Here is a 22,656-nt window from a genome sequence, read left to right as displayed (position 1 = left end):
TTATAAAGAATTCTTTTTGTCTTCAATTAAACGTACGCGATAGCGCAGGGTGGTAATCCAAACGCCAATCAAAATCCAACCGACCACCGCGGTGTAAAAAACCGGACGCATGTAATTGTCCATGTCCAAGTCGCCAAACGTCGAGTTGCCTCCGCTACCGGGATGCAAGGAATCGTTCAGTTTCGGCAAGATATAAATTAATACGAACATGATCGGGAAGGCGAAAATATTATAGATCGCCGAGATCTTCGCTCGTTTTTGTTCTTCTTCCAAGGCATTGCGCAATACCAAATACGCCAAATACATCAAGGTCGCAATGGCCGAACCGTTTAATTTCGGATCGTTTGGCCAAGGTGCACCCCAAGTAATGTTAGCCCATAGCATACCCGTCATTAATCCACAGGCGCAAAATAAAATCCCGGTGTTTACGGCTTCCACGGCCATCAGGTCGTAAGCACGCTTGCCCGTGTTCAAATATTTTACACTGTAGATGACGGAAATCAGGTATAAAGAAATCATGGTAAACCACATGGGTACATGGAAATACACGTTTCTTATGGTTTCATGCAGGATTGGAAGTACGGGAACAGGTCCTAAAAAGCCGGCAACAATAGAGCTTGCTACCAAGATAAGCGCTAGGATTTTCCACCAATTTTTTCTCATTGCAAATTAAATATCAATCTCGCCAAAGGTAAGGAAATAACAGCAAAGAAATGGCAATTGTAACGACATTAATTGCCAATAAAACGCTAATATCCTTCCAACTGGCTTCGAAATTTCCACCAATCACACCTTGTTGCGAAAGGTTGATTAACACGATCAATAAGGGGATGATAACCGGGAAACTTAATATCGCCATAATGGTGCTGTTGTTGCCCGCTTTGGCACTGATGCCAGCCACCATGGTGAACACCGTGGCAAAGCTGATGCTGCCTAGTAAGATGCTTAACATATAGATGCCCCAATGCCCCACCTCATTGCTGAATATGAGGTTGTATACCAGAAATGCCGTGCTAGAAAGCAGCAGCATGATGAAGGAATTGTAGCATATTTTAGCCAAGATAATGGCTTGTGGCGATACGATGCTGAAGTAGTACAGCTGTCGGGAACCTGTTTCCTGCAAGAAACTACGGCTTAAGGCATTGATGGCCGCAAAGAGTAGAATAATCCAGAACAGGGTGTTCCAAATAGGAGAATCCACGGATTTGAAAGATTGATAACAAACAAATACCGTGGATACTACATACAATAAGATGCTATTGATTGCGTATTTAGAACGCCATTCTAATAAAACATCTTTATATATTAATGTTTTGACTTGAGTAAACAGATTCATGTTCTACAAAGATACAAATCAATCTGTTGCGCCCATGCCTTACGCTTAGAAATTACGCGTTTTTAATTTCTGATTTTGCACGATCGGCCACTTGCTCTGCACGATCAGCCATGCCATGTGCGGCATCGGATGCTTTATTCGCCCATTCGTTCGCTTTGGAAGAAGCCTTGTCTAAAGCGCTTTTTCCCGCTTCTTTGGCGCGATCTTTTAAGTTTTCTAAATCTTCTTTTGCTGTTTTTGCAAATTTTGAAGCACGTTTTGCTTCTTTCTTGGAAAGATCTTTAATGGATTTGGTCAAACTTTTGATCCCATCGTTTGCCCGATCCAATTGTTTCTTACCGTCTTCTGTTCCTAATAAATAGTATGCGGCAGTTCCTACTGCTAAACCTAATAGGGCAAATGCCACTAGTCCATTTCTGTTTTCCATGATTCTATTAATTAATATCCTATTTTTTCTAATTTACTTATTTATAATCTTAAACAAGCAAGAAGCCAAAATGTTTAGGGTTTTCAGAAATTAACAAAAATTAACTTTCAATCGCTTGTAAGGATTGCAGGTGGTATAAATGCTGATAAAGGCCCGAGCCTTTGGTCATCAATTCCTGATGCGTACCAGCATCTGAAATAATACCGTTTTCCACCACAATAATGCAGTCGGCATCCCGAATGGTGGATAGGCGATGCGCAATAATCACGGATGTTCTGTTACGCATCAATTCCTCCAAGGCCAATTGCACCATGCGTTCCGATTCAGAATCCAGGGAAGAGGTAGCCTCATCCAAGATTAAAATGGCCGGGTCTTTCAATAAAGCACGCGCAATGGCAATACGCTGGCGTTGGCCCCCGGAAAGTTTAACCCCGCGTTCCCCCACCATGGTATCATAGCCGTCGGGGAATCCCATAATAAACTGATGGGCATTGGCGCGTTGTGCAGCGGCAATAATATCGTTGCCATCGGCATGCAGGTTGCCATAGCTTATGTTCTCGCGAATGGTACCGCCGAAAAGCAACACATCTTGCGGAACAACAGCCACCTGATTTCGAATATCCGTTAGGGATAAGCTGTTCGCCGGGATACCATCGTAACGAATAATGCCCGATGATGGTTGGTAGAATTGTAAAATCAGGGAAGCAATGGTCGATTTCCCCGTGCCGCTAGGGCCGACGATGGCGAGTTTCTTGCCCGATTTCACGTGAAAAGAAATGTCTTTTAGAATCTGGATATCCGGACGCGTAGGATAGGCGAAGCTGATGTGCTCGAAGGAGATGTCACCGGTTAACCGTTGTTGAATTTCCTTATCGCTTTCCGCCACCTGAATATCTTCGGGTTGTTCGTTTAAAATTTCCAATACGCGTTCACTGGCACCCAGCGAGCGTTGAATGCTGGCATAAAGCTCGGGGAAGCTGCCCATAGAGCCTGCCACAAACATGGAGTATAGGATGTAGGTCGTTAAGTCGCCCACGGATATTTCGCCTCTGGAAACCAATGACGCGCCATACCAAATCACTAAAATAACCGCACCGAAGATGCAGAAAATAATAAAGGAGGCAAAGATGCCGCGGAAGGTAGCCCCCCGCACGGCTAAACTCACCGCTTTATTTAGTTTTTGACCATAACGGTTCGCTTCGTAATATTCGTTTACAAAGGCCTTCACATTCGAAATGCCCAATAAGGTTTCCTGCACAATGGAATTAGAATCTGCCAATTGATCTTGCGACTGCTTGGAGAGGTTGCGGATAAAACGTCCGAAAATTAAGGCCGCCACAATAATAACCGGTAGAATACTCAAGTTCATTAAGGCCAATTTTGGCGATACCCATACCAAGAGCACCACGCCAAAGCCTAAGCTGATGGTCTGCCGTAATATTTCGGCCAGTGTCGTGGTCATAGTATCCTGAATTTGCGATAAATCTGCCGATAGGCGGCTGTTTAACTCGCCCACACGCCGATTGGCAAAGAAATCAATAGGCAGGGTAATAAGCTTATGGTAAGTGTCTTTCCGGATATTGGACAGTGCTTTTTCTGCAATCTCTACAAATAAACGAATTCGAAAAAAGGAAATAATCGATTGGATGGACAGAATAATAATTGCCACAGAGCCGATGTACATCACGTCAGCAGGTAGCCAGGGAAAGGTTTGCCGGCCTTGGGCCGCATCAATCATAGCCCCAAGCAATGCCGGAAAGGTAAGCATGGTTAAGCTGGATAAAATCAAGAAGACCATCCCTATGATAAATTTCCACTTAAAGGGCTTTATATAAGAAAAAATCTTAATCGCTTTTCGCAGGATTTCCTTGTTTAACTTCGGTTTAGGTAGTTCCTCCGAATGCGAATCTCCACTATTCAATCTCGGTCTGGCCATTAATTTTAATTTACGCTTTGCGCAAAAGTAAGTATATAATAAGGTCTTCTTATCACTATTCCGTCACTTTTTGGCCTTTTTGCTTTTTATAAGCCGATAGTAAGAGGAAAAGCAAGACGATAATGACGAAAATGGCCACATAAAGCATTATACCGCTGCTTTTGCCGCCATCTTCCTGTTGATTCAGTTGGGCGCGCAGGCTCTCGTTTTCATTTTGTAACTTGGTAATGGTGCGCATATAGGCAGTTACCTGACTGTCGTACTCCGATGCCAACTGTTGGTAGCGGATGGACTGGGAGTCCTTTAGTTCCAGCAGCTTACGCGTTTCAATAAAGATGTTGTTATCGTTCAGCACCAAGGCCCGCAAAATATCAATCGACTTTTGCATATCCTTCTTGGTTTTGAACAAACCGAAAATGCCTGTTTTCTTTTCCAAGGAAGCCGAATATTCGCCAAAACGACGACTACGGTCGTCCAATAGTTTATTCACCCGTTGCCTTTGCGACTCATAACTCAAAGAATCCGCCTTGTGCATGGTGCTATCCTGATTGGCCATCGCCACAGGCAGTAGCCCTAGAAAAAAGAAAATACTCGCTAAAAAAGTGTAAAACTTCATGCAGATGATTTAAAATGTTTAAACGCCTAGGCGCCTCATTTGGTATATGCTTACCCAATTTAATAAAATTTAAACAGGAATGGAAAGCGAGCAGCAAAGTCTTATTGCTTTAAACCGACCAAACATCTAACTACTAACTACTCAATACTAACTACTAAGCTCCTCCCTTTCACCCCCCTTTCACTCCCCTTTCACACCCGTATCAATCCCCTTTGCAAAGGCTTATGAAAGGGGCCTGATTGGGAAAAGATAACAGCCTGCAAAAGTAAAGATCAACCGCATTCAATTTTAAATCCGTTCGCTTGTAGCATTGTATGTTGATTGCATCGTTTAAGAGGCAGAACTAATTATTACCAATGATTATGAAAAAATTAAATCCTATTTTTTTCGTGTTATGCTGCTTCAGTTTCTTATTCCTTAGTTGCGATAAGATTGAAGAGAATAGCACCTACCGTATTAGTACACCCATTTATAAAAGCTTAGGGGAAGTCCGTAAGCAAGAGATCAAGATGGAAAGTCCGGTCGCCTTTGGTCGGGTAGGCAAAATATATAGCTATAAAGATTATGTGCTCATCAATGAGTTGGAAAAGGGAATACATTTTTACGATAACAGTAATCCGGCAAAACCCACAGCGATTGGTTTTCTTCCGATTTTGGGGAATGTGGATATGGCGGTCAAGGATGATGTGCTTTATGCCGATAGCTATATAGACTTGCTGGTATTTGATATCAAGCAGATTCAACAGCCCAAATTGTTAGAGCGGGATGAGAATAGGTTTAGCACCTACCTAAACCAACGCATTGATGTAAGCCTCAATGAGCAGATTCGGGTACCCGTTGATTATAAGGATACTATTGTCCACGAATCCTACCTGCGCACCTATAATCCCTGGATCAAATATGAAACTCTATATTTAGATTCCAATTCTTCTGGCAGCGGGCAGGGCGGTTCCTTGGCGCGTTTCAGCATTGCCAAGGAGCATTTGTATGCCATTGATATCAAGGATCTATTTATCTACAATGTGAAGGAGGCGGCTAAGCCCCGTTTTGTGAAAAATATGACCTTGTTTAACGGTATTGAGACGCTTTTTCCCTATAAAGATAAGCTGTTTGTAGGCTCGACTACCGGGATGGTCATCTTTGACATCCGTACGCCGGAAGCGCCGCAGCAGTTAAGTGTATATAGCCATATTCGGGCCTGTGACCCGGTGGTGGTGGATGATAAGTATGCCTATGTGACCCTGCGTGCGGGTTCGTTCTGTGGCGGTAGCAATGTGCTGGAGGTGATCGATATACAAGATCCTCGGGCACCAAAATTACAGACCCGTTACCCCATGGCAAACCCTTATGGTTTAGCAAAGGTAGATTCCTACCTCTACGTATGCGATGGTGTGCAAGGCTTAAAAACATTTGATGCTCGGGATGTGATGAAGATTTCCGATAACCTCTTGGAACGCATGGAATTACCGATGGTATACGACCTTATTCCGGGGCCAAAATCTTTACTTGTGGTGCATCAAAAAGGGCTTTCCCAATACGATTATACCAATCGTGCGAAGTTGAAATTAATTAGCGAAATCAGCATCCCTAAAATCAGATAAGCCATGAAGAAAATGTTTTTAACCTTGCTGATGTTAGGCTTTTGCTTTGGGCTGTACGCACAACATCGCTATATCAATGTAAATGAGGTTGGTGTTCTTGTTTATGGCACCGGGTCGGAGGAGGCGGGTTTTACCGCCCTTACCGCACATGGCTTTAGGTATAAGGCGGGAATTGAATTTCTCGGTACTACCGGGGCAGAAAAGTATCAATTCGATCGGGTAAACACGGTTTGGATGTTGCCGATTAGCCTAGGTGGAAATTACGTGCTGAAACCAGCGCAACGAAGTTCTTTCTTCGCTGGCCTACAACTGGGTTATGGCTTTGCCTTTTTGCCGAAAACGGAAAGTAACTGGACCGCTTCCGGAGGCTTGAAGGTAAATCCGCAGGTAGGCTGGCGTTGGAAGTTGGGCAGGCGTAGCCTGTTGCAAACTGCAATTGGCTATCAAACCCAACGTGTGGAACTCAAGCAGAAAGGTGCGCAGCAGCTGCAAATGGACTCCTATATCCCGGGTTTTGGGAGTGAGGTCGTAGCCTGGGAAAGAAACGTGCTGATGGAACGGCTTAGCCTACGGTTGGGCTTCGGGTTTTAATTAACGCGGGTCGATAAATTCGATCAGAATCGTTTCATCTTGATGAAGACCCAACAATTGGCTGGCATGCCCTTTATTAATGGCGATTTCCAGGAAGTTACTGATGCCGAATAGGCATAGTTTCTCGCCTTCGGCAACCTCATTATAGTGCCAGCTCATTTTTGAAATCGTTTCATTCCGCTTGAAGCGCAAGATAAAGTCGCGACCGTTTTGCAATTTATTGAAAAGCTCCTTGCTGATGTTGCTAATAACGTTCCCAAAGGAATCGATATAGCTCACATGGCCTTTGATGCTGTTCTGATTATACACGGGTTGGAAGGTTACTTTCTGCACCTGATTATTGATCGGCATGCCGATGCCCGAAAGGCGTCCGCCGTTGGCAATATGGCAAGCGGCCTTGGTCAGGATGTCGGCCAATGGAAAGTGTAAGTAGCGCAGGTCCTGCATGATATTAATTTCGACCATTTCATCGGGGCGATCTTCGCCCAATATAATGCTGAAAATACCATTGTCGGCGCCTACAAAAAACTGACCTTTATAGGCCATGGCTAAATATCTTGCTCCTTCTTGAAAGACCGTATCGATACCGATGAGGTGCACGGTTCTTTTGGGGAAATAGGGGTACGCATTGTTGATGACAAAAGCGGCATGCTGAATGCTGAATGAGGGTATATCATGCGAAATATCCACAATGCGCACATCCGGCAATTGCGAAATAATACTGCCCTTCAGCGCAGCTTGATAAAAATCGCGATGTCCCAAATCTGTGGTTAACGTAATTACTCCCATTTGTTTTTCAGTGCCCCTGAAGAGAAAAGTACTAGTTTTTGTTTGATAAATGAAATACAAAAATAGGAAAAGTAACTAGATTGCTAAATGCTAATTGAATTTAAGCATGCAATTGCTTTTAATTCTGCACAATTAGTTTGTATTTTTGGTTTAGAAATGAAAGAAATATCCAAGAAATTTCGAAAATATTCTATCTTTATCGAGGCAAACTAGTGCGGTTAATGAATTTATTCTTAGAAATTAATAACGATAAAATTTGAGCGAATTAGAAATCAATTTAGATGCTGTCAATTTAGTGACACTCTGGGGGGCGCAGAATGAGAATTTTGAGTTTATTAAAAAAGTTTTTCCCAAGTTGCGACTCGTCGCCCGGGGCGATAGCCTCAAAGTGTTGGGAGAAGAACATGAACGGAATAAATTTCAAAAAGTCTTCGCGAATATTCAAGCCCACGTCAATCAGTTTCAATCCCTTTCTTTACTCGACTTAGAAGGCCTATTAGGGGCGGTTTCTGATGTGCATGTACCTGCAGCAACGGCTGTGGCGTCGGAAAATGGAACGGATAAACCGGCAACCGCTTTCAAGGGCGAACCGATTGTGTATGGTCCGAACGGTATTATCGTACGGGCAAGAACACCCAACCAACGCAGGATGGTCGATAGCATTAACAAGAATGATATTTTGTTTGCTATTGGTCCGGCAGGAACCGGAAAAACCTATACGGCGGTGGCTTTGGCGGTTCGTGCACTGCGGAACAAAGAAATCAAACGGATTATTCTAACCCGCCCGGCGGTAGAAGCGGGGGAAAACCTGGGTTTCTTGCCCGGGGATTTGAAAGAAAAGGTAGACCCTTACTTACGACCACTTTACGATGCCTTGGATGATATGATTCCGGCGGAGAAGTTGAAGGGTTATCTGGAAAACAGAACCATTGAAGTGGCACCATTGGCCTTTATGCGCGGCCGTACCTTAGACAATTGTTTTGTGATTTTGGACGAGGCGCAGAATGCTACCGATATGCAGCTGAAAATGTTCCTGACCCGGATGGGGCCCACGGCGAAGTTTATTGTAACGGGCGACATGACCCAGGTAGACTTACCCAAGAAAACCCAGTCGGGCTTAATAAATGCCGTGAAGATATTGGATAATATTGAAGGCATCGATATGATCTATTTAAGTGGCTCCGATGTCGTTCGACATAAACTCGTGAAACGCATATTAGAGGCGTACGGAGATATTTAAATCGCAGATTAGCAGCGTGCGAACGCAAATTATATGAATACAATAAAAGAAACAAATTTCAATTTTGACAAGCAAACCGCCTTTTACCGCGGCAAAGTTAGGGACGTATACAGCATAGCAGAAGACTATTTAGTGATGATCGCTTCGGATCGGATTTCGGCATTTGATGTGGTGTTACCCCGTGCCATTCCTTACAAAGGGCAGGTGCTGAACCAGATTGCGTCGAAATTTCTGAAAGCAACCAGCGATATCATCCCCAATTGGGTGGTCGCCGTGCCGGATGAAAACGTGACGATTGGTCGCAAATGCGAACCTTATAAAGTTGAAATGGTTATCCGAGGTTATGCTTCAGGGCATTTATGGCGTACTTACCGCGATGGTGGTCGTGTATTATGCGGGGAAACCCTACCTGAGGGTCTTCGTGAGCATGATAAATTGCCGGAGCCTATCATTACCCCAACCACCAAAGCGGCAGTGGGGCATGATATGGATATTTCCAGAGCGGAGATTATTGCGCAGGGCATTGTGAGTGAAGCAGAATACAGCCAATTGGAGCAGTATGCCAAAGCCTTATACCAACGTGGTTGTGAAATTGCGAAGGAGCGCGGTTTGATTTTAGTGGATACCAAGTATGAGTTTGGGAAGCGTGATGGACAGATCTATCTGATCGATGAGATCCATACGCCGGATTCCTCCCGTTATTTTTATGCCGATGGCTACGAAGAACGTCAGGAAAAAGGGGAAGCCCAAAAGCAGCTTTCCAAAGAATTCGTTCGCCAATGGTTAATTGAGAACGGATTTCAAGGGAAAGAGGGGCAACAGGTTCCGGAAATGACGGATGAAATTGTAAAATCCATTTCAGAACGTTATATTGAGCTTTTTGAACATATTACGGGCGAAGCTTTTGTATATCCGGATGCCGAGCAGGTATTGGAGCGCGTAGAGCGGAATGTGAGCCAGGCTTTAAAAACCTTGACATACTAACTTTTTAATATATTATGAAATTTACGGTAGATAAGCATGAACGCTATGTGGTTATTGAACCACTACAGGAGAAACTTGATGGGAATGCTGCCGCAAGTTTAAAAGGAGAATTTATGCTGCGCAATACGGGCGGACAGCGTAATATTGTTTTAGACATGAACCAGGTGATTGAGACCGATGAAGCAGGTATCCGTACCGGCTTATTGGCTCGCCGATTATGTAAGTCGCTGGGTGGCTTGTTTATCTTAACCAACTTGAATGATGGCGTTAAACATTTCATTACATCCCTGGGTTTAGACAAGTATTTTATTATTACCCCAAATGTGGAGAAGGCAAAGGATCTGATCTTTGGAAATGAAATCCGATTAGATTTGAAGCAGGAGCAAAATTAACATGATTCGTTTTGAGGTTTTTATACTAGGCAATAGCTCAGCTACGCCCATTTATGAACGGCACCCGACCTCGCAGGTGGTCAATTACAACGAGCAGTTGTTTTTAATTGACTGCGGTGAAGGGACGCAGATGCAGCTTAGCCGTTATGGTATAAAAAGCAACCGAATTGGCCATGTGTTTATTAGTCACTTGCATGGCGACCATTATTTAGGCCTGATCGGACTCTTATCGTCCATGCACCTGGTTGGGCGTAAGTCTGATTTGCATTTGTATGGCCCTGCTCCTTTAGAGGAGATCTTGGAGCTGCATTTTAAGCATTCGGAGACCCAAATCAGGTATAAAATTATTTTTCATCCCACCAATGCCTTGCAGGAAGAAGTAATCTATGAATCGCGCATGCTTCAGGTTACTTCTTTCCCCTTGGTGCACCGCATTCCCTGCACGGGCTTTCGGTTTCAGGAGGGCAAGCGTAATGCGACCTTAATTCCCGAACGATTGGAAGCGCTGAATATTCCCAAGCCTTATTTTTCAGCCATTAAACGCGGCATTGATTATGTGGATGCGGAAGGCAATTTAATTCCGGCGGCAGAGCTTACTTATCCGGCACCGGCATCACGGGCCTATGCCTATTGTTCGGATACGGTGCGTTCGCCTATTTACCTGAAAGCCATTGAAGGGGTCGATTTGCTTTACCATGAATCCACCTTTTTGCATGAAATGCTAGATCGGGCCAAGGAAACCTTCCATACCACCTGTTTGGAGGCTGCAGAAATAGCGCGCGAAGTGCAAGCCAAGAAATTACTGTTGGGCCATTATTCGGCTCGTTATAAAATCCTTAGCCCCCTTTTGGAGGAGGCACAGGCTATTTTTCCTGATACAGCACTCTCTGTGGAGGGGAAATGGTTTTTAGTTTAGCGATTTAAGTAATTTTTCCCCATATTTACAGCTCTAATTTTTATAAACAACAACATGTCGTTCAACTTAAACGCACTGCTTAGGGACAATATTAAGAAATTGGTTCCCTATTCATCTGCTAGAGATGAGTTTAAAGGAGAAGCCTCGGTATGGCTCGATGCAAATGAAAACGCCTTTGGATCGCCCTTATCCCATGATTACAACCGATACCCTGACCCCCTACAACATCAACTCAAACATAAACTCGCTTCCATTAAAGGTGTGCCTGCCGAAAACATGTTTTTGGGCAACGGCTCGGATGAGGCAATTGATATCTTATACCGCGCATTCTGTACCCCGCAGGTAGATAACGTGATTTTGGTGCCACCTACTTATGGCATGTATGAGGTATCGGCCAATATTAACGATGTAGCCGTTAAAAAGGTGAATTTAACCGCGAACTATCAGTTGGACCTGGACGGCATTGCGGAAGCTATAGACCCGTTTACCAAGCTTATTTTTATCTGTTCACCCAATAATCCGACCGGAAATAGCATTCATGCTCAGGATATCGAAACGATATTGGTAAACTTCCCTGGGATTGTGGTGCTTGATGAAGCTTATATCAATTATTCCAAGCATAAATCGTTTACCAAGGCTTTGGCGGAATTTCCAAACCTGGTTATTTTGCAAACCCTTTCTAAGGCTTGGGGCCTAGCTGCTTTACGCTTGGGATTGGCCTTTGCCAGCACCGAGATCATTGAGGTGTTCAATAAAATTAAACCACCCTATAACATCAATCAGGCCACCCAAGACTTGGTGTTGGAAGCCTTAGATGGTGTAGACATTATTAATGAGTGGATTAAAGCCACCGTTGCCGAGCGCGAAGTATTGGTGGCTGAACTGGCGATGCTGGAGCAGGTGGAGCATATTACCCCATCGGATGCGAACTTTGTTTTAGTGAAGTTGGCCAATCCAAAGGGATTGTACGACTACCTGGCCGGGCAAGGTGTGGTGGTGCGCGATCGTTCTAAAGTAACCCTATGTGAGGGTTGCCTGCGCATAACGGTAGGTACAAAAACTGAAAATAAACACTTAATAAAATCAATCAAAACCTTTTATTCGAATTTATAATGGCCGATCAATTAAAACGTGTATTGTTCATTGACAGAGACGGGACCTTAATCCTGGAGCCTGAAGACGAGCAGATCGATTCCTTTTCCAAGTTGAAATTCTACCCTGGTGCCTTGCAATACTTACCCCGCATTGCCCAAGAGCTAGACTTCGAGCTTATCCTGGTGTCTAATCAAGATGGCTTGGGGACAGATTCCCATCCGGAAGAAAACTTCTGGCCGGTGCATCAATTGGTAATCGACACGTTTAAAGGTGAAGGCGTTGTTTTTGCGAAAGAGCATATCGATAAAACCTTTCCGCATGAAAATGCAGCTACCCGGAAACCGGGAATCGGCATGTTGGGCGATTATTTTGATACGGCACGTTACGATTTGGCGAACTCTTTTGTGATCGGCGATCGGGTAAATGACGTGAAATTGGCACAAAACCTAGGCGCGAAAGCGATATGGTTGCGCAATAACGATGACTTGGGCAAATTAGAAAACCATGCGATTGATAGTGCTGCGGTAGCCTTGGAAACCAAAGACTGGAAATCGATCTATGAGTTCCTGAAATTGGGCAGCCGTGTGGCCGAGCATCACCGTAAAACCAATGAAACGGATATTTATATTCAATTGAACTTGGATGGTTCCGGGAAATCGGATATCAGCACAGGATTGCCGTTTTTTGATCATATGTTGGATCAATTGGCGCGTCATGGCGGTTTAGACTTGACGATAAAGGCCAAAGGTGACTTGCATATCGATGAGCATCATACCATTGAAGACACAGGTATTGCCTTGGGCGAGATATTCCTGAAAACATTAGGCGATAAGCGCGGTATTGAACGTTATGCTTATACTTTGCCGATGGATGATTGCCTGGCGCAGGTGGCCTTGGATTTTGGAGGTAGAAACTGGATTGTATGGGACGCCACCTTCAAGCGCGAGAAAATTGGCGATATGCCAACGGAAATGTTCTTCCATTTCTTTAAATCTTTCTCGGATGCTTCTAAATCGAACTTGAATATTCAGGCTAGCGGTGACAATGAGCACCATAAGATTGAAGCTATATTTAAGGCTTTGGCGAAAACCATTAAAAAAGCCGTTCGTAGAGATGCAGAGCATATGGAACTGCCAAGTACGAAAGGACTGTTATAAGATTTTGAACCCTATTTGAATAGCGCTGGATTTATGATTGGGATAGTAAATTACGAAGCTGGGAATATTTTTTCGATTACCGCTGCACTGAAAAGGTTGCAGATTCCTTACGGCATGGTGAATACGCCGGCCGAGCTGGAACAATACGATAAGATTATTATTCCTGGGGTGGGGCATGCGGGTGCGGCGATGCAGAAATTGCAGAATAGAGGGCTAGTGGAGCCGATCAAACAGCTAAAAAAGCCTGTGTTAGGCATATGTGTAGGCATGCAATTGCTGACTAGCTTCTCGGAAGAGGGCAATGCCGATCTCGTGGATATTTTCCCTTTGAAGACGTTACACTTTGATAAGCGTGTTGGGGAAAAAGTGCCGCATATGGGCTGGAACCGGTTGCAGTTTGACCCTAGCTGTCCGCTATTTGCGGGCATTCCGGCCAATTCCTATTTTTATTTTGTGCATTCTTACTTTATTGAGTATAATGCAGCTTATACCATTGCTTCCTGCGATTATGGTTTGCAGTTTTCTGCAGCCATTGCCAAAGATAACTTCTGGGCGGTGCAGTTTCACCCGGAAAAATCAGGTGCGGTAGGCGAGCAACTTTTACTTAACTTTGCAAAGTTTTAACCGAAATTAACGAATATGTATATTATACCTGCAATTGACGTATTGGACAAAAAGGTAGTCCGCTTAAGAGAGGGGAATTACGACGATGTAACAACCTATCCGATATCTTTAGAAGAACAAATTCAAAAGTACCATGCGAATGGAACCGAGATTGTTCATATCATCGACTTAAACGGCGCCAAAGGCGACTTCTCTAATCAGGAATACTTGTTCGAAATCATCAAAAGAACCGATATGAAGGTGCAGTATGGTGGTGGCGTACGTAGTATTGAGAAGGTAAAAGAATTAGTAGACGCTGGTGTTTATCGTGTCATTGTGGGTACCCAAGCCATTACTAACCCGACCTTCTTGGAAGAGTTGAGTAAACTGAACGAAGGCCGAGTGAAATATGCAGAACATATTGTTATTGCTATCGACGTATTGGATGAAGTCATTAAATACTCGGGCTGGTTGGAAAGCTCACCGATTAAACTCATTGAATATATCGACAAATGCTTAAGCCTTGGCTTCTTCCGTTTCTTATGTACAGATATCAGTAAAGACGGAAAACTAGGTGGTGCAGGCGTTGAATTGTATAAGAAATTATTAGACCACTCGCCGATTATTAAATTGATTGGTTCGGGTGGTATCAGCTCCATGGAAGATATCGAGGCTTTAAATAAGCTGGGTAAAATGGAGTCAGTTGTTGTCGGTAAGGCGATCTATGAAAACCGAATCAGCATTGAAGAGATTAAAGAGTGGAATTTAAAAGCATTAATTAGGTTCTAAGATGCTGGCAAAACGGATTATTCCTTGTTTGGATGTGAAGGATGGCAGAACCGTAAAAGGGGTAAACTTCGTCGACCTTCGCGATGCCGGTGATCCGGTGGAACTGGCTTGGCAATATTCGCAGCAAGGTGCCGATGAGTTGGTGTTCCTGGATATTACAGCGACCCACGAGCGTCGCAAAACAACCGTAGACCTGGTGAAAGCGGTTGCTTCGCAAATTAATATTCCCTTTACCATTGGTGGTGGAATTAATGAGCTGGCCGATGCCGACGTGTTATTGAACGCGGGTGCCGATAAGATTTCCATCAACTCGGCAGCAGTTCGTAATCCGAAGCTTATTGATGAGCTGGCCCGTACTTTCGGGGTGCAGTTTGTGGTTGTTGCGGTGGATACGCGCTTGGTTGAGGGGAAGAACTATGTACACCTCCGCGGTGGCCGGGATCAAACTGACATTCAAACCGAGGATTGGATTAAGGAAGCGGAAAGCAGAGGGGCCGGCGAGATCTTATTGACATCGATGGATCATGATGGCACAAAACAGGGCTTTGATATCCATTTGTTGGATAAAATAAACCAACAGATCCGTATTCCATTAATAGCTTCTGGAGGCGCAGGCAATGCGCAGCATTTCGTTGATGTGTTTCAGCAAGCGCATGTAGATGCTGCCTTGGCGGCATCCGTATTTCACTATGGTGAGATACTTATACCCGAATTAAAACAAACCTTGCAGCAACAGCAGGTGCCTGTAAGGTTATAGATAAAAAAGAGGATGACAATTGACTTTAGTAAAGGCGAGGGATTAGTGCCTGTAGTAATTCAGGATACAGAGACATTGGAGGTACTGATGTTGGGCTATATGAATGAAGAGGCCTGGGAAAAAACACAAGCCGAGGGGAAAGTAACTTTTTTTTCCAGAAGCAAGAATAGGCTATGGACCAAAGGTGAAGAAAGTGGAAACTTCTTATTCCTGGATACGGCGCATATCGACTGCGATCAGGATACCTTGTTAATTAAAGTCCATCCCGTAGGGCCTACCTGTCATACCGGCACGAGAAGCTGCTTCAATACAGATTACAACCAGAACTTTATTCATCGCTTAGAGGGGATTGTGAAGCATCGTTTTGACTTCCCTTCCGAAGAGTCCTATGTGAATCGCTTGCGGACGCGTGGCTTGAATAAAATTGCGCAGAAGGTTGGAGAAGAAGCCGTAGAAACGGTGATTGCTGCCTTGGCAGAGACCGAGAAAGATTTTATTAACGAGTCTTCGGACTTGCTATTTCACCTCATTGTGCTGCTACGCGCAAAAGGATTGAGCTTAAAAGATATTGCTGCTAACCTGGAAAGTAGACACCAGTAGAGCAGCATAAAGCATCAGAAAAGGGATCTCAAAGCATGGGATCCCTTTTTTATTGACATCCAGCCGATATTCGGGGTTGGCATGGTATAGCTATTCTAGGTATCTTTGTGAGACATGCATACAAACAACCTTGACATCAGCCTCGAAGGAACCTTAACCGGCCACCAGAACCCTATATTTGCCCTTAGCTTGGGCAGTGATCCGAATGTGTTATACACCGCCGGCAATGACAAAGGCATTGTCGCCTGGGATTTAAAGGAGATGCGCTTTCAGCAATTGCTATGTAAGGTGGGTGCTTCGGTGTATGTGTTGAAGATGATTCCCGGTACGCCTTATTTGGCGGCAGGTTTGCGCTCGGGCCAGCTCTTGGTCATCGATCCTGCTGCGCAGGCCTTGCATGCTAATCTGAAAACAGAAGCCGGAGCGATCTTCGCCATCGCTTTCTTGCCCCAGAAGAAGGAGATGATTGCCATTGGGGAGGAAGGCTATGCTTATGTATGGAGTTTGGAGAACTTCGAATTACTGTATCGTTTTAAAGTATCGGATACCACCGTGCGCACCATTGCAGTGGCTCCCGATGAACAGCACCTCGCCCTAGGTGATAAGAATGGCTTTATCCATTTGTTTCAAGCCGGCGATTATCAGGAAATCATGAAAAGACAGGTGCATAGCCTGCCGGTGACCAGCTTGCTGTATAGCAATGGGCATTTGCTTTCCGGTGGTCGTGATGCACAGCTTTTCCAACTAAACCCAAAGAACTTAGGCATCAATAAGCAGATTACCCCGCATATGTTTACCGTGTATGGTATTGATAAGTCGGATTATCCGGGATTAATAGCTACTGCCAGCCGGGACAAAAGCTTTAAGATTTGGAAAGAAGAAGATATGAGCTTGTTGAAGAATGTTTCACGTGACAAGGGCTACGATTCGCATCTGCTTTCCATCAATGCCATGTTGTGGGAAGCCGACCGTATCTTCACTGTGAGTGACGATAAAACCGTTAAGGTATGGAAGTTGAATTCCGTGGCTCCATAACTTTTCCCGGTACTCGCTTGATATTGCAACGATAGAAAATATATCCGGATGCCAAGAGGCCTACAGCAAATAGGACAATCAAAGGAACTAGGATAGGGTAATTGTCGTAAGCGGGTTGTTGCCAGTTTTGGTAAAGAATTCCAAACAAGCCCCAAGAGAAACTCATGGATACCGTAGGGAGCAACTTGATGACGGAATAATACATCGCGAAGGCAAATGTTAAGCAGATAACCCCTAAATCTACTATGTATTGCTCCAATTCCGATTCAATCACACCGTTTTTCACGAAGATGGTGACGAAATTAAAGGCAAATACACACAATAACCAGCCTGTATACAAACCAAAGGATAAGCGAATAAAGTATTTTGTGAAGGAATTGGAAGTTAATTTGTGAATTTCTAACCGCTGATTGATTATTAACAGCGTAATTAAGCAGAGGACGGAAAAGAATACCGACACGATATGGTATTCATTTAGCTTCATCACCATACTCATGCCGCAGAACAATTGGTTTAAGATCAGGAGGTAATCTATCTTTTTAACCTTCATGATCATTCTGGGATTGCGCTGCTGTCCGCCGGTTTCCCGATACATTAACCAAGAGACGAACATCATGCTGAAGCCTACCATAAGCCAGATTTTAAAGGTAAAATCGGCTGGTGTTAAATGCGTAGGGTATAAAGAAAACATCCGGTAAAGTGAATTACCAAACAGGGCCTTAGAATCTATGTATAAAATCCACGTGAAGTTGATACATACAATAAGAAGATTAAGAAGGGCTAATTTGCGCGTTTCCATTCATGGTAGGTAATTTAAGTTAATCCGTTTGTCTAGTTAGTGAAACAAATATACTCAAATAATGTTCTCCACGAAATTATTTATTATTTGTAGAAGATATTTTACATCAACCTCATCAAAGCTGTTTAAATCAGCACTATCCACATCCAGCACGCCGATACACTTGCCATCTTTTAGGATAGGAACAACAATCTCCGATTTGGATAAGGAACTGCAGGCAATATGGCCGGGGAATTCATCGACATTGGGAACCACGAGGGTTTCTTCCTTTGCCCATGCGCTGCCACATACGCCACGGTTATAGGCAATGCGGGTGCAGGCAACGGGGCCTTGAAAGGGGCCTAAGACCAACTCATTCCCTTCGACCAGGTAAAAGCCGACCCAAAAGAAATCAAACTGCTGCTTCAGGGCAGCACAGATATTGGCCATGTTGGCGACTTGATTGGTTTCGTGACTGATAAGTCCTTTGATTTGAGGAAGGAGGGAGCTGTATTGTTCTTCTTTGCTGCCTTGGATTAAGGCTAAATCTTCTGCCATAGCGGGGTATATTATTATTCGAGTACAAAAATACAAAAAAGCATAGGGATATAAAAAAGGGGAAGCTGCTGCTTCCCCGTTGTATTAAAGCCTTTTTAAGGCTGCTTTGATCAGTTGTTCGACCGAGAGATCCGGTTCGGCAAGTAAGATGGCATGGAGTGCCTTTTCTGCCTGTGCCTTCGGGAATCCTAGCATCACCAAGGCGGTTAATGCTTCTTCGGAAGAAGAAGGTTTCGACACCGGTAAAGGGATTAATGCATCTGGTCCTTGTTTTTTCAACTTATCCTGCAGCTCCAGGATAACGCGTTGTGCGGTCTTCGGGCCTATGCCCTTAATCTTTTGGATAACAGCAACCTGACCCATGATAATGGCCTGTTGGATTTCCTCCGGGGTAATGGAGGATAACATCATCCGTCCGGTATTCGGGCCAATCCCTGATACCGAGATTAAGTGACCAAAGAGGTGGCGTTCTGCTTCGGTCGCAAAGCCATACAGCGTATGGGCATCCTCGCGAACCTGGAAGGAGATAAAGAGCTTACATTCTTCCTGATCTTTGATCTGACTATAGGTGGTTAAGGAAATATGCACATAGTAGCCAATGCCTGCTACCTCGATAATAACGTGGGTAGGGGCTTTAAATACTAGTTTTCCTTTGAAGTATTCGTACATGTTAATGCGTTTATTGAGGGTTGTTTTGGTGTTCAATCACATCGACAACCGCAATGGTTACCATATTTACGATTTCACGAACCGAGCTGTCTAATTGTAACACATGCACCGGTTTGTTCATGCCTAATAAGATTGGCCCTACTGCTTCCGCATTGCCTACGGATTGCAATAGTTTATAAGCAATGTTTCCAGACTCTAAGTTCGGGAATACCAAGGTATTTGCTGGTTCGCCGTTCAAGGTCGAGAACGGGAAGTTATCGGCCAACATCTCTTTGTTTAAGGCAAAGTTGGCTTGTACTTCACCATCTGCAACGATTTCCGGATGCGATTGGTGTAAAATCTTAACAGCATCACGTACCTTATCGGAAGTTACCCCATCATTGGAACCGAAGTTAGAATAGGAGAGCATCGCTATGCGTGGTTTGATGTTAAAGCGTTTTACGGCAGCATCTAATAGGACGGCAATCTCAGCAAGTTCTTGTGCACCTGGGTTTTCATTTACGGTGGTATCCCCAAAGAATAATGGCCCTTTTGGAGTCATCATGATGTACATACCGGCAACTCTGGATCCTGGTTTCGCACCGATAACCTGCAAGGCCGGGCGGATAGTAGAAGCATAGTTGCGTGTTAAGCCGGAGATAAGGGTATCTGCGTCGCCAAACTCCACCATACTTGCCGCAAAGTAGTTGCGGTTGGTCATCAGCTTGCGCGAGTCTAGCTTATTAACGCCACGACGCTGTCTTTTCTGATACAGGTGCTCGGCATAACGCTCGAAACGCTCTGATTTGATTTCTGCTTGCGGATCGATAATCTCTACACCATCCAATTCGAAAGCAAACTCGTGGATTAAATTCTCGATTTTCTGCTTATTACCCAATAGAATCGGGAAAGCAATACCTTCTTCTTTGACGATCTGCGCCGCACGAAGGGTTTTATAGTTATCCGCTTCCGCAAAGACAACACGTTTCGGATTGTTCTTCGCTTTCGCTGTAATGTTACGGATTAAACGTTCTTCCTTGCCGAGGCGCTTGTGCAATTCTTCGCGATAAGCATCCCAGTCTTCAATCACCTTCCGCGCAATACCAGACTCGATTGCTGCCTTCGCAACAGCGATAGAAACTTCGGTAATCAAGCGTGGGTCAGTTGGTTTTGGAATAACGTATTCTGTACCGAAACGTAGATTATTGGCGTTGTAGGCGATGTTTACTTCTTCCGGTACGGGTTGTTTAGCCAAATCGGCAATTGCTTTAACGGCGGCAATTTTCATTTCCTCGTTAATGGCCGTTGCGCGTACGTCTAGGGCACCACGGAAAATATAAGGGAAGCCCAATACGTTGTTTACTTGGTTTGGATAGTCTGAGCGTCCTGTACCCATAATGATGTCATTACGTGTATCCATGGCTAACTCGTAGGCAATCTCCGGGTTCGGGTTGGCCATCGCCAATACAATCGGCTTAGGCGCCATGGAGTTCAACATTTCCGGTGTAAGCACATCCGCTTTGGAAAGTCCGATAAAGACATCGCTATCTTTTACAGCATCGGCTAAGGTATGGATATCACGATCGGTTGCCCATTCGGCTTTTGTTGCATCTAAGTTATCCCGATCAGTACGGATAACGCCTTTGCTATCCAACATCACGATGTTTTCTTTCTTCGCGCCTACAGCTACATACATGGCCGTACAGGAAATAGCAGCAGCACCAGCACCATTAACAACAATCTTCACCTGGGCGATGTCTTTACCTTGCAATTCGCAGGCATTGATTAGGGCAGCACCAGAAATAATCGCTGTTCCGTGTTGGTCATCGTGCATCACAGGGATATTCATCTCGGCTTTCAGGCGGCGTTCGATTTCGAAACACTCCGGCGCTTTGATGTCTTCCAGGTTAATACCTCCGAATGTAGGCTCTAAGGCTTTCACGATGTTGACAAACTCATCGACATTTTTGGTGTCTAGCTCGATGTCGAAAACATCGATATCGGCGAAGATCTTAAATAATAAGCCTTTGCCTTCCATCACTGGTTTTCCCGCTTGGGCACCGATATCACCTAATCCCAATACGGCAGTACCGTTAGAAATTACGGCAACCAGGTTTCCTTTTGCGGTATATTTATAAGCGTCTTCCGGGTTATCAGCGATAGCTAAACAGGGTTCAGCAACCCCTGGGGAATACGCTAGTGTTAAATCTCGTTGTGAACTGTGTGGTTTTGTTGGTACGACAGCAATTTTACCCGGGCGACCCATGGCGTGGTACTGAAGTGCATCTTTCTTTCTGTTGTTATTGCTCATAACTTTGTTGATTTCGTCCTGCTTAGGGACTGCTATTTTAATACATCTAATAATTTAAACATCTGTTGACGCATGCGTCCAGCTCCTCCGTGGTAGTTGTTGATCAGCAGGGAGAAGGTGTATTCTTGTCCATCGGCGGCTTTCTGATAGCCGGTATAGCCGAGGGTTCCGCCAATGGTGCCGCTTTTCATGCTGGTGCCATTGATGGTAGGTAAGCTTTTCAGGAAGCCTTGGTACCAAGGGCGTCCTTTGGCATATTGCATAATGCGGGCCAGGGCATTGCTGGTCACGCGGTTCTGCGGGGATAATCCCGATCCATCGTAGGTCTTAATCTCACCGACAGGAATCTTCAATTTGTTTTCCCAATATTTAGCTACTAAGGAGGCCGCTTCTTCGGTCTCGAATTTATTGGCAGAAATACCGCCAATAACCTTTAATAGCGCCTCTCCATACAGGTTGATGCTCTTCTGATTGAACCAATGTACGATATCGATCAGCTTAGGCGATTGTACGGTTAAAAGCTTTTGTTTTCCTTGATTCCAGGTCTGGGGTTCGCCCTGAATCTTTAATAGGCTCGCCGTGCTGATTAAGGAGTCAGCGACGATAATAGAATCTGTCAGTAAGGCTTTGGATAAATCGTAAGCCAAAACTAGGGCAGGGTCGGGGCTAGATAGCTCAATGGTTTTCTTGAGGTCAGCGCCATATGTTCCACGTAGGTAAATGATGTCTGAGTAAGGGGCGGCATAGCCATACACATTGTCCCCCGATTGGTTTGCACCGGTGCTCACCTCATTTACCAATTGGTAAAATGGCGGAACATTATGCGATGCCAGTTGGGTCATGCTGCCGGGGCGGCCAGGCGTAAATTGCACCTCCAATTTATTCTCCTTCCAGTTTAGGGAAGAAATGCCGGCGCCATAGTAATTGCCCATATCGGTCCACATCCAGGTGCCCGGAACTTGGTTCCCTTTGTATTTGGAATCGTCGGCAATAATACGGCCTTCAATTTGTTTCACTCCCAGTTCCACAATTGCCGTACGCCATTTATTCAACAGGGTTTCGGCATTATGCTCCGCATAGCGGTCGCTACCTAGGGTCGGGTCGCCCGATCCTTCGATAATGATATCGCCATGTAAGGTTCCGATGGAATCAATCGTGCCGGTGTAGTACAGGCTGGTGGGGAAGGTGTAATCCGGTCCCAGGAGGTCTAAGGCAGTAATGGAGGTCATCACCTTGAGGGTGGAGGCCGTTGGAAGACCTACTTTGCTGTTGTCCTCGAACACAATTTCGCCGGTTTTCGCATTGATAACCGTTAAGGAGGCCTGGCCATTGGTCATAGCGGAAGCACCCTTAAATTGCTGGTAAGCATTTTGGATTTTTGTCTTTGCCGTTTGTGCTACAGTCGTTTCAATTCCTCCGACAAGTAAAAAAGCAGAAAGGCACAGACAAGAAAAAATTCTTCTCATAGGTAGCAAATATCGCATTATACCGCACATC

Annotated in this window: 24 protein-coding genes; 13 read left to right on the top strand and 11 right to left on the bottom strand. The window is 44.6% G+C overall.

Going from position 1 to position 22,656, the window contains the following annotated elements; genetic code table 11:
• From ccsA to GQF63_RS06680, 5 genes are all read right to left on the bottom strand, one after another.
• Window positions 1–663, bottom strand: coding sequence for a cytochrome c biogenesis protein (ccsA, locus tag GQF63_RS06700; RefSeq protein ID WP_160368448.1), 663 nt, complete (start codon window positions 661–663; stop codon window positions 1–3).
• 13 nt (window positions 664–676) lie between these two features.
• Window positions 677–1,336 carry a heme exporter protein CcmB gene (locus GQF63_RS06695; RefSeq protein ID WP_160368447.1) on the bottom strand — a complete coding sequence of 220 codons (660 nt, stop codon included), beginning with the start codon at window positions 1,334–1,336 and terminating at the stop codon, window positions 677–679.
• Window positions 1,337–1,388: 52 nt separating this feature from the next.
• Window positions 1,389–1,763, bottom strand: coding sequence for a YtxH domain-containing protein (locus tag GQF63_RS06690; RefSeq protein WP_160368446.1), 375 nt, complete (start codon window positions 1,761–1,763; stop codon window positions 1,389–1,391).
• 100 nt (window positions 1,764–1,863) lie between these two features.
• A complete protein-coding gene (locus GQF63_RS06685; protein WP_160368445.1) occupies window positions 1,864–3,699 on the bottom strand; it encodes an ABC transporter ATP-binding protein in 1,836 nt (611 codons plus the stop codon).
• 55 nt (window positions 3,700–3,754) lie between these two features.
• Complete coding sequence (locus GQF63_RS06680; RefSeq protein ID WP_160368444.1) at window positions 3,755–4,315, bottom strand: hypothetical protein; 561 nt, start codon at window positions 4,313–4,315, stop codon at window positions 3,755–3,757.
• Window positions 4,316–4,677: 362 nt separating this feature from the next.
• Between GQF63_RS06680 and GQF63_RS06675 the strand changes: the two genes are divergently transcribed.
• Window positions 4,678–5,916, top strand: coding sequence for an LVIVD repeat-containing protein (locus tag GQF63_RS06675; protein WP_160368443.1), 1,239 nt, complete (start codon window positions 4,678–4,680; stop codon window positions 5,914–5,916).
• Window positions 5,917–5,919: 3 nt separating this feature from the next.
• A complete protein-coding gene (locus GQF63_RS06670) occupies window positions 5,920–6,507 on the top strand; it encodes a hypothetical protein (protein WP_160368442.1) in 588 nt (195 codons plus the stop codon).
• Here the strand turns inward: GQF63_RS06670 and GQF63_RS06665 are convergent, their stop codons facing one another.
• On the bottom strand, window positions 6,508–7,296 hold the full coding sequence (locus GQF63_RS06665) for an SAM hydrolase/SAM-dependent halogenase family protein (RefSeq protein WP_160368441.1): 789 nt from the start codon (window positions 7,294–7,296) through the stop codon (window positions 6,508–6,510).
• A gap of 256 nt (window positions 7,297–7,552) precedes the next feature.
• Between GQF63_RS06665 and GQF63_RS06660 the strand changes: the two genes are divergently transcribed.
• From GQF63_RS06660 to GQF63_RS06610, 11 genes are all read left to right on the top strand, one after another.
• The gene (locus GQF63_RS06660; protein ID WP_160368440.1) at window positions 7,553–8,536 is read left to right on the top strand and encodes a PhoH family protein; all 984 of its coding nucleotides are present in this window, start codon (window positions 7,553–7,555) and stop codon (window positions 8,534–8,536) included.
• Window positions 8,537–8,569: 33 nt separating this feature from the next.
• On the top strand, window positions 8,570–9,520 hold the full coding sequence (locus GQF63_RS06655; RefSeq protein WP_160368439.1) for a phosphoribosylaminoimidazolesuccinocarboxamide synthase: 951 nt from the start codon (window positions 8,570–8,572) through the stop codon (window positions 9,518–9,520).
• A 14-nt stretch (window positions 9,521–9,534) separates the two neighbouring features.
• Window positions 9,535–9,912 carry an STAS domain-containing protein gene (locus GQF63_RS06650; protein WP_160368438.1) on the top strand — a complete coding sequence of 126 codons (378 nt, stop codon included), beginning with the start codon at window positions 9,535–9,537 and terminating at the stop codon, window positions 9,910–9,912.
• A 4-nt stretch (window positions 9,913–9,916) separates the two neighbouring features.
• Window positions 9,917–10,828 (top strand): ribonuclease Z, encoded by a 912-nt coding sequence (locus tag GQF63_RS06645; RefSeq protein ID WP_160368649.1) that lies wholly within the window; start codon window positions 9,917–9,919, stop codon window positions 10,826–10,828.
• Window positions 10,829–10,882: 54 nt separating this feature from the next.
• Window positions 10,883–11,941 (top strand): histidinol-phosphate transaminase, encoded by a 1,059-nt coding sequence (gene hisC / locus GQF63_RS06640; RefSeq protein ID WP_160368437.1) that lies wholly within the window; start codon window positions 10,883–10,885, stop codon window positions 11,939–11,941.
• Window positions 11,941–13,080, top strand: coding sequence for a bifunctional histidinol-phosphatase/imidazoleglycerol-phosphate dehydratase HisB (hisB, locus tag GQF63_RS06635; RefSeq protein ID WP_160368436.1), 1,140 nt, complete (start codon window positions 11,941–11,943; stop codon window positions 13,078–13,080). The genes hisC and hisB overlap by 1 nt, the downstream gene beginning before the upstream one ends.
• Window positions 13,081–13,113: 33 nt before the next feature.
• Complete coding sequence (gene hisH / locus GQF63_RS06630) at window positions 13,114–13,704, top strand: imidazole glycerol phosphate synthase subunit HisH (protein WP_160368435.1); 591 nt, start codon at window positions 13,114–13,116, stop codon at window positions 13,702–13,704.
• A 15-nt stretch (window positions 13,705–13,719) separates the two neighbouring features.
• Window positions 13,720–14,472 (top strand): 1-(5-phosphoribosyl)-5-[(5-phosphoribosylamino)methylideneamino]imidazole-4-carboxamide isomerase, encoded by a 753-nt coding sequence (locus GQF63_RS06625; protein WP_160368434.1) that lies wholly within the window; start codon window positions 13,720–13,722, stop codon window positions 14,470–14,472.
• A 1-nt stretch (window position 14,473) separates the two neighbouring features.
• On the top strand, window positions 14,474–15,229 hold the full coding sequence (gene hisF / locus GQF63_RS06620) for an imidazole glycerol phosphate synthase subunit HisF (RefSeq protein ID WP_160368433.1): 756 nt from the start codon (window positions 14,474–14,476) through the stop codon (window positions 15,227–15,229).
• Between the two features lie 12 nt (window positions 15,230–15,241).
• The gene (hisIE, locus tag GQF63_RS06615) at window positions 15,242–15,829 is read left to right on the top strand and encodes a bifunctional phosphoribosyl-AMP cyclohydrolase/phosphoribosyl-ATP diphosphatase HisIE (protein WP_160368432.1); all 588 of its coding nucleotides are present in this window, start codon (window positions 15,242–15,244) and stop codon (window positions 15,827–15,829) included.
• 114 nt (window positions 15,830–15,943) lie between these two features.
• Window positions 15,944–16,864, top strand: a complete 921-nt coding sequence (locus GQF63_RS06610; RefSeq protein WP_160368431.1) for a WD40 repeat domain-containing protein — start codon at window positions 15,944–15,946, stop codon at window positions 16,862–16,864.
• Here GQF63_RS06610 and GQF63_RS06605 read toward each other — a convergent pair.
• The 5 genes from GQF63_RS06605 to dacB all read right to left on the bottom strand — a co-directional run bounded on the left by GQF63_RS06605 (window position 16,830) and on the right by dacB (window position 22,625).
• Window positions 16,830–17,555 (bottom strand): hypothetical protein, encoded by a 726-nt coding sequence (locus GQF63_RS06605; protein WP_212592484.1) that lies wholly within the window; start codon window positions 17,553–17,555, stop codon window positions 16,830–16,832. The two genes, GQF63_RS06610 and GQF63_RS06605, sit on opposite strands and share 35 nt — an antisense overlap.
• 162 nt (window positions 17,556–17,717) lie before the next feature.
• Window positions 17,718–18,200 carry a GAF domain-containing protein gene (locus GQF63_RS06600; RefSeq protein WP_160368429.1) on the bottom strand — a complete coding sequence of 161 codons (483 nt, stop codon included), beginning with the start codon at window positions 18,198–18,200 and terminating at the stop codon, window positions 17,718–17,720.
• Between the two features lie 84 nt (window positions 18,201–18,284).
• Window positions 18,285–18,869 (bottom strand): Holliday junction branch migration protein RuvA, encoded by a 585-nt coding sequence (gene ruvA, locus GQF63_RS06595; protein WP_160368428.1) that lies wholly within the window; start codon window positions 18,867–18,869, stop codon window positions 18,285–18,287.
• Window positions 18,870–18,879: 10 nt separating this feature from the next.
• Window positions 18,880–21,159 (bottom strand): NADP-dependent malic enzyme, encoded by a 2,280-nt coding sequence (locus tag GQF63_RS06590; RefSeq protein ID WP_160368427.1) that lies wholly within the window; start codon window positions 21,157–21,159, stop codon window positions 18,880–18,882.
• A gap of 32 nt (window positions 21,160–21,191) precedes the next feature.
• The gene (dacB, locus tag GQF63_RS06585) at window positions 21,192–22,625 is read right to left on the bottom strand and encodes a D-alanyl-D-alanine carboxypeptidase/D-alanyl-D-alanine endopeptidase (RefSeq protein WP_160368426.1); all 1,434 of its coding nucleotides are present in this window, start codon (window positions 22,623–22,625) and stop codon (window positions 21,192–21,194) included.
• Window positions 22,626–22,656: the final 31 nt, after the last annotated feature.

Source organism: Sphingobacterium humi, from assembly GCF_009768885.1.
GTDB lineage: Bacteria > Bacteroidota > Bacteroidia > Sphingobacteriales > Sphingobacteriaceae > Sphingobacterium > Sphingobacterium humi.
The sequence above is the reverse complement of the archived record's forward strand: the minus strand, read 5'-3'. Positions and strand labels throughout refer to the sequence as shown.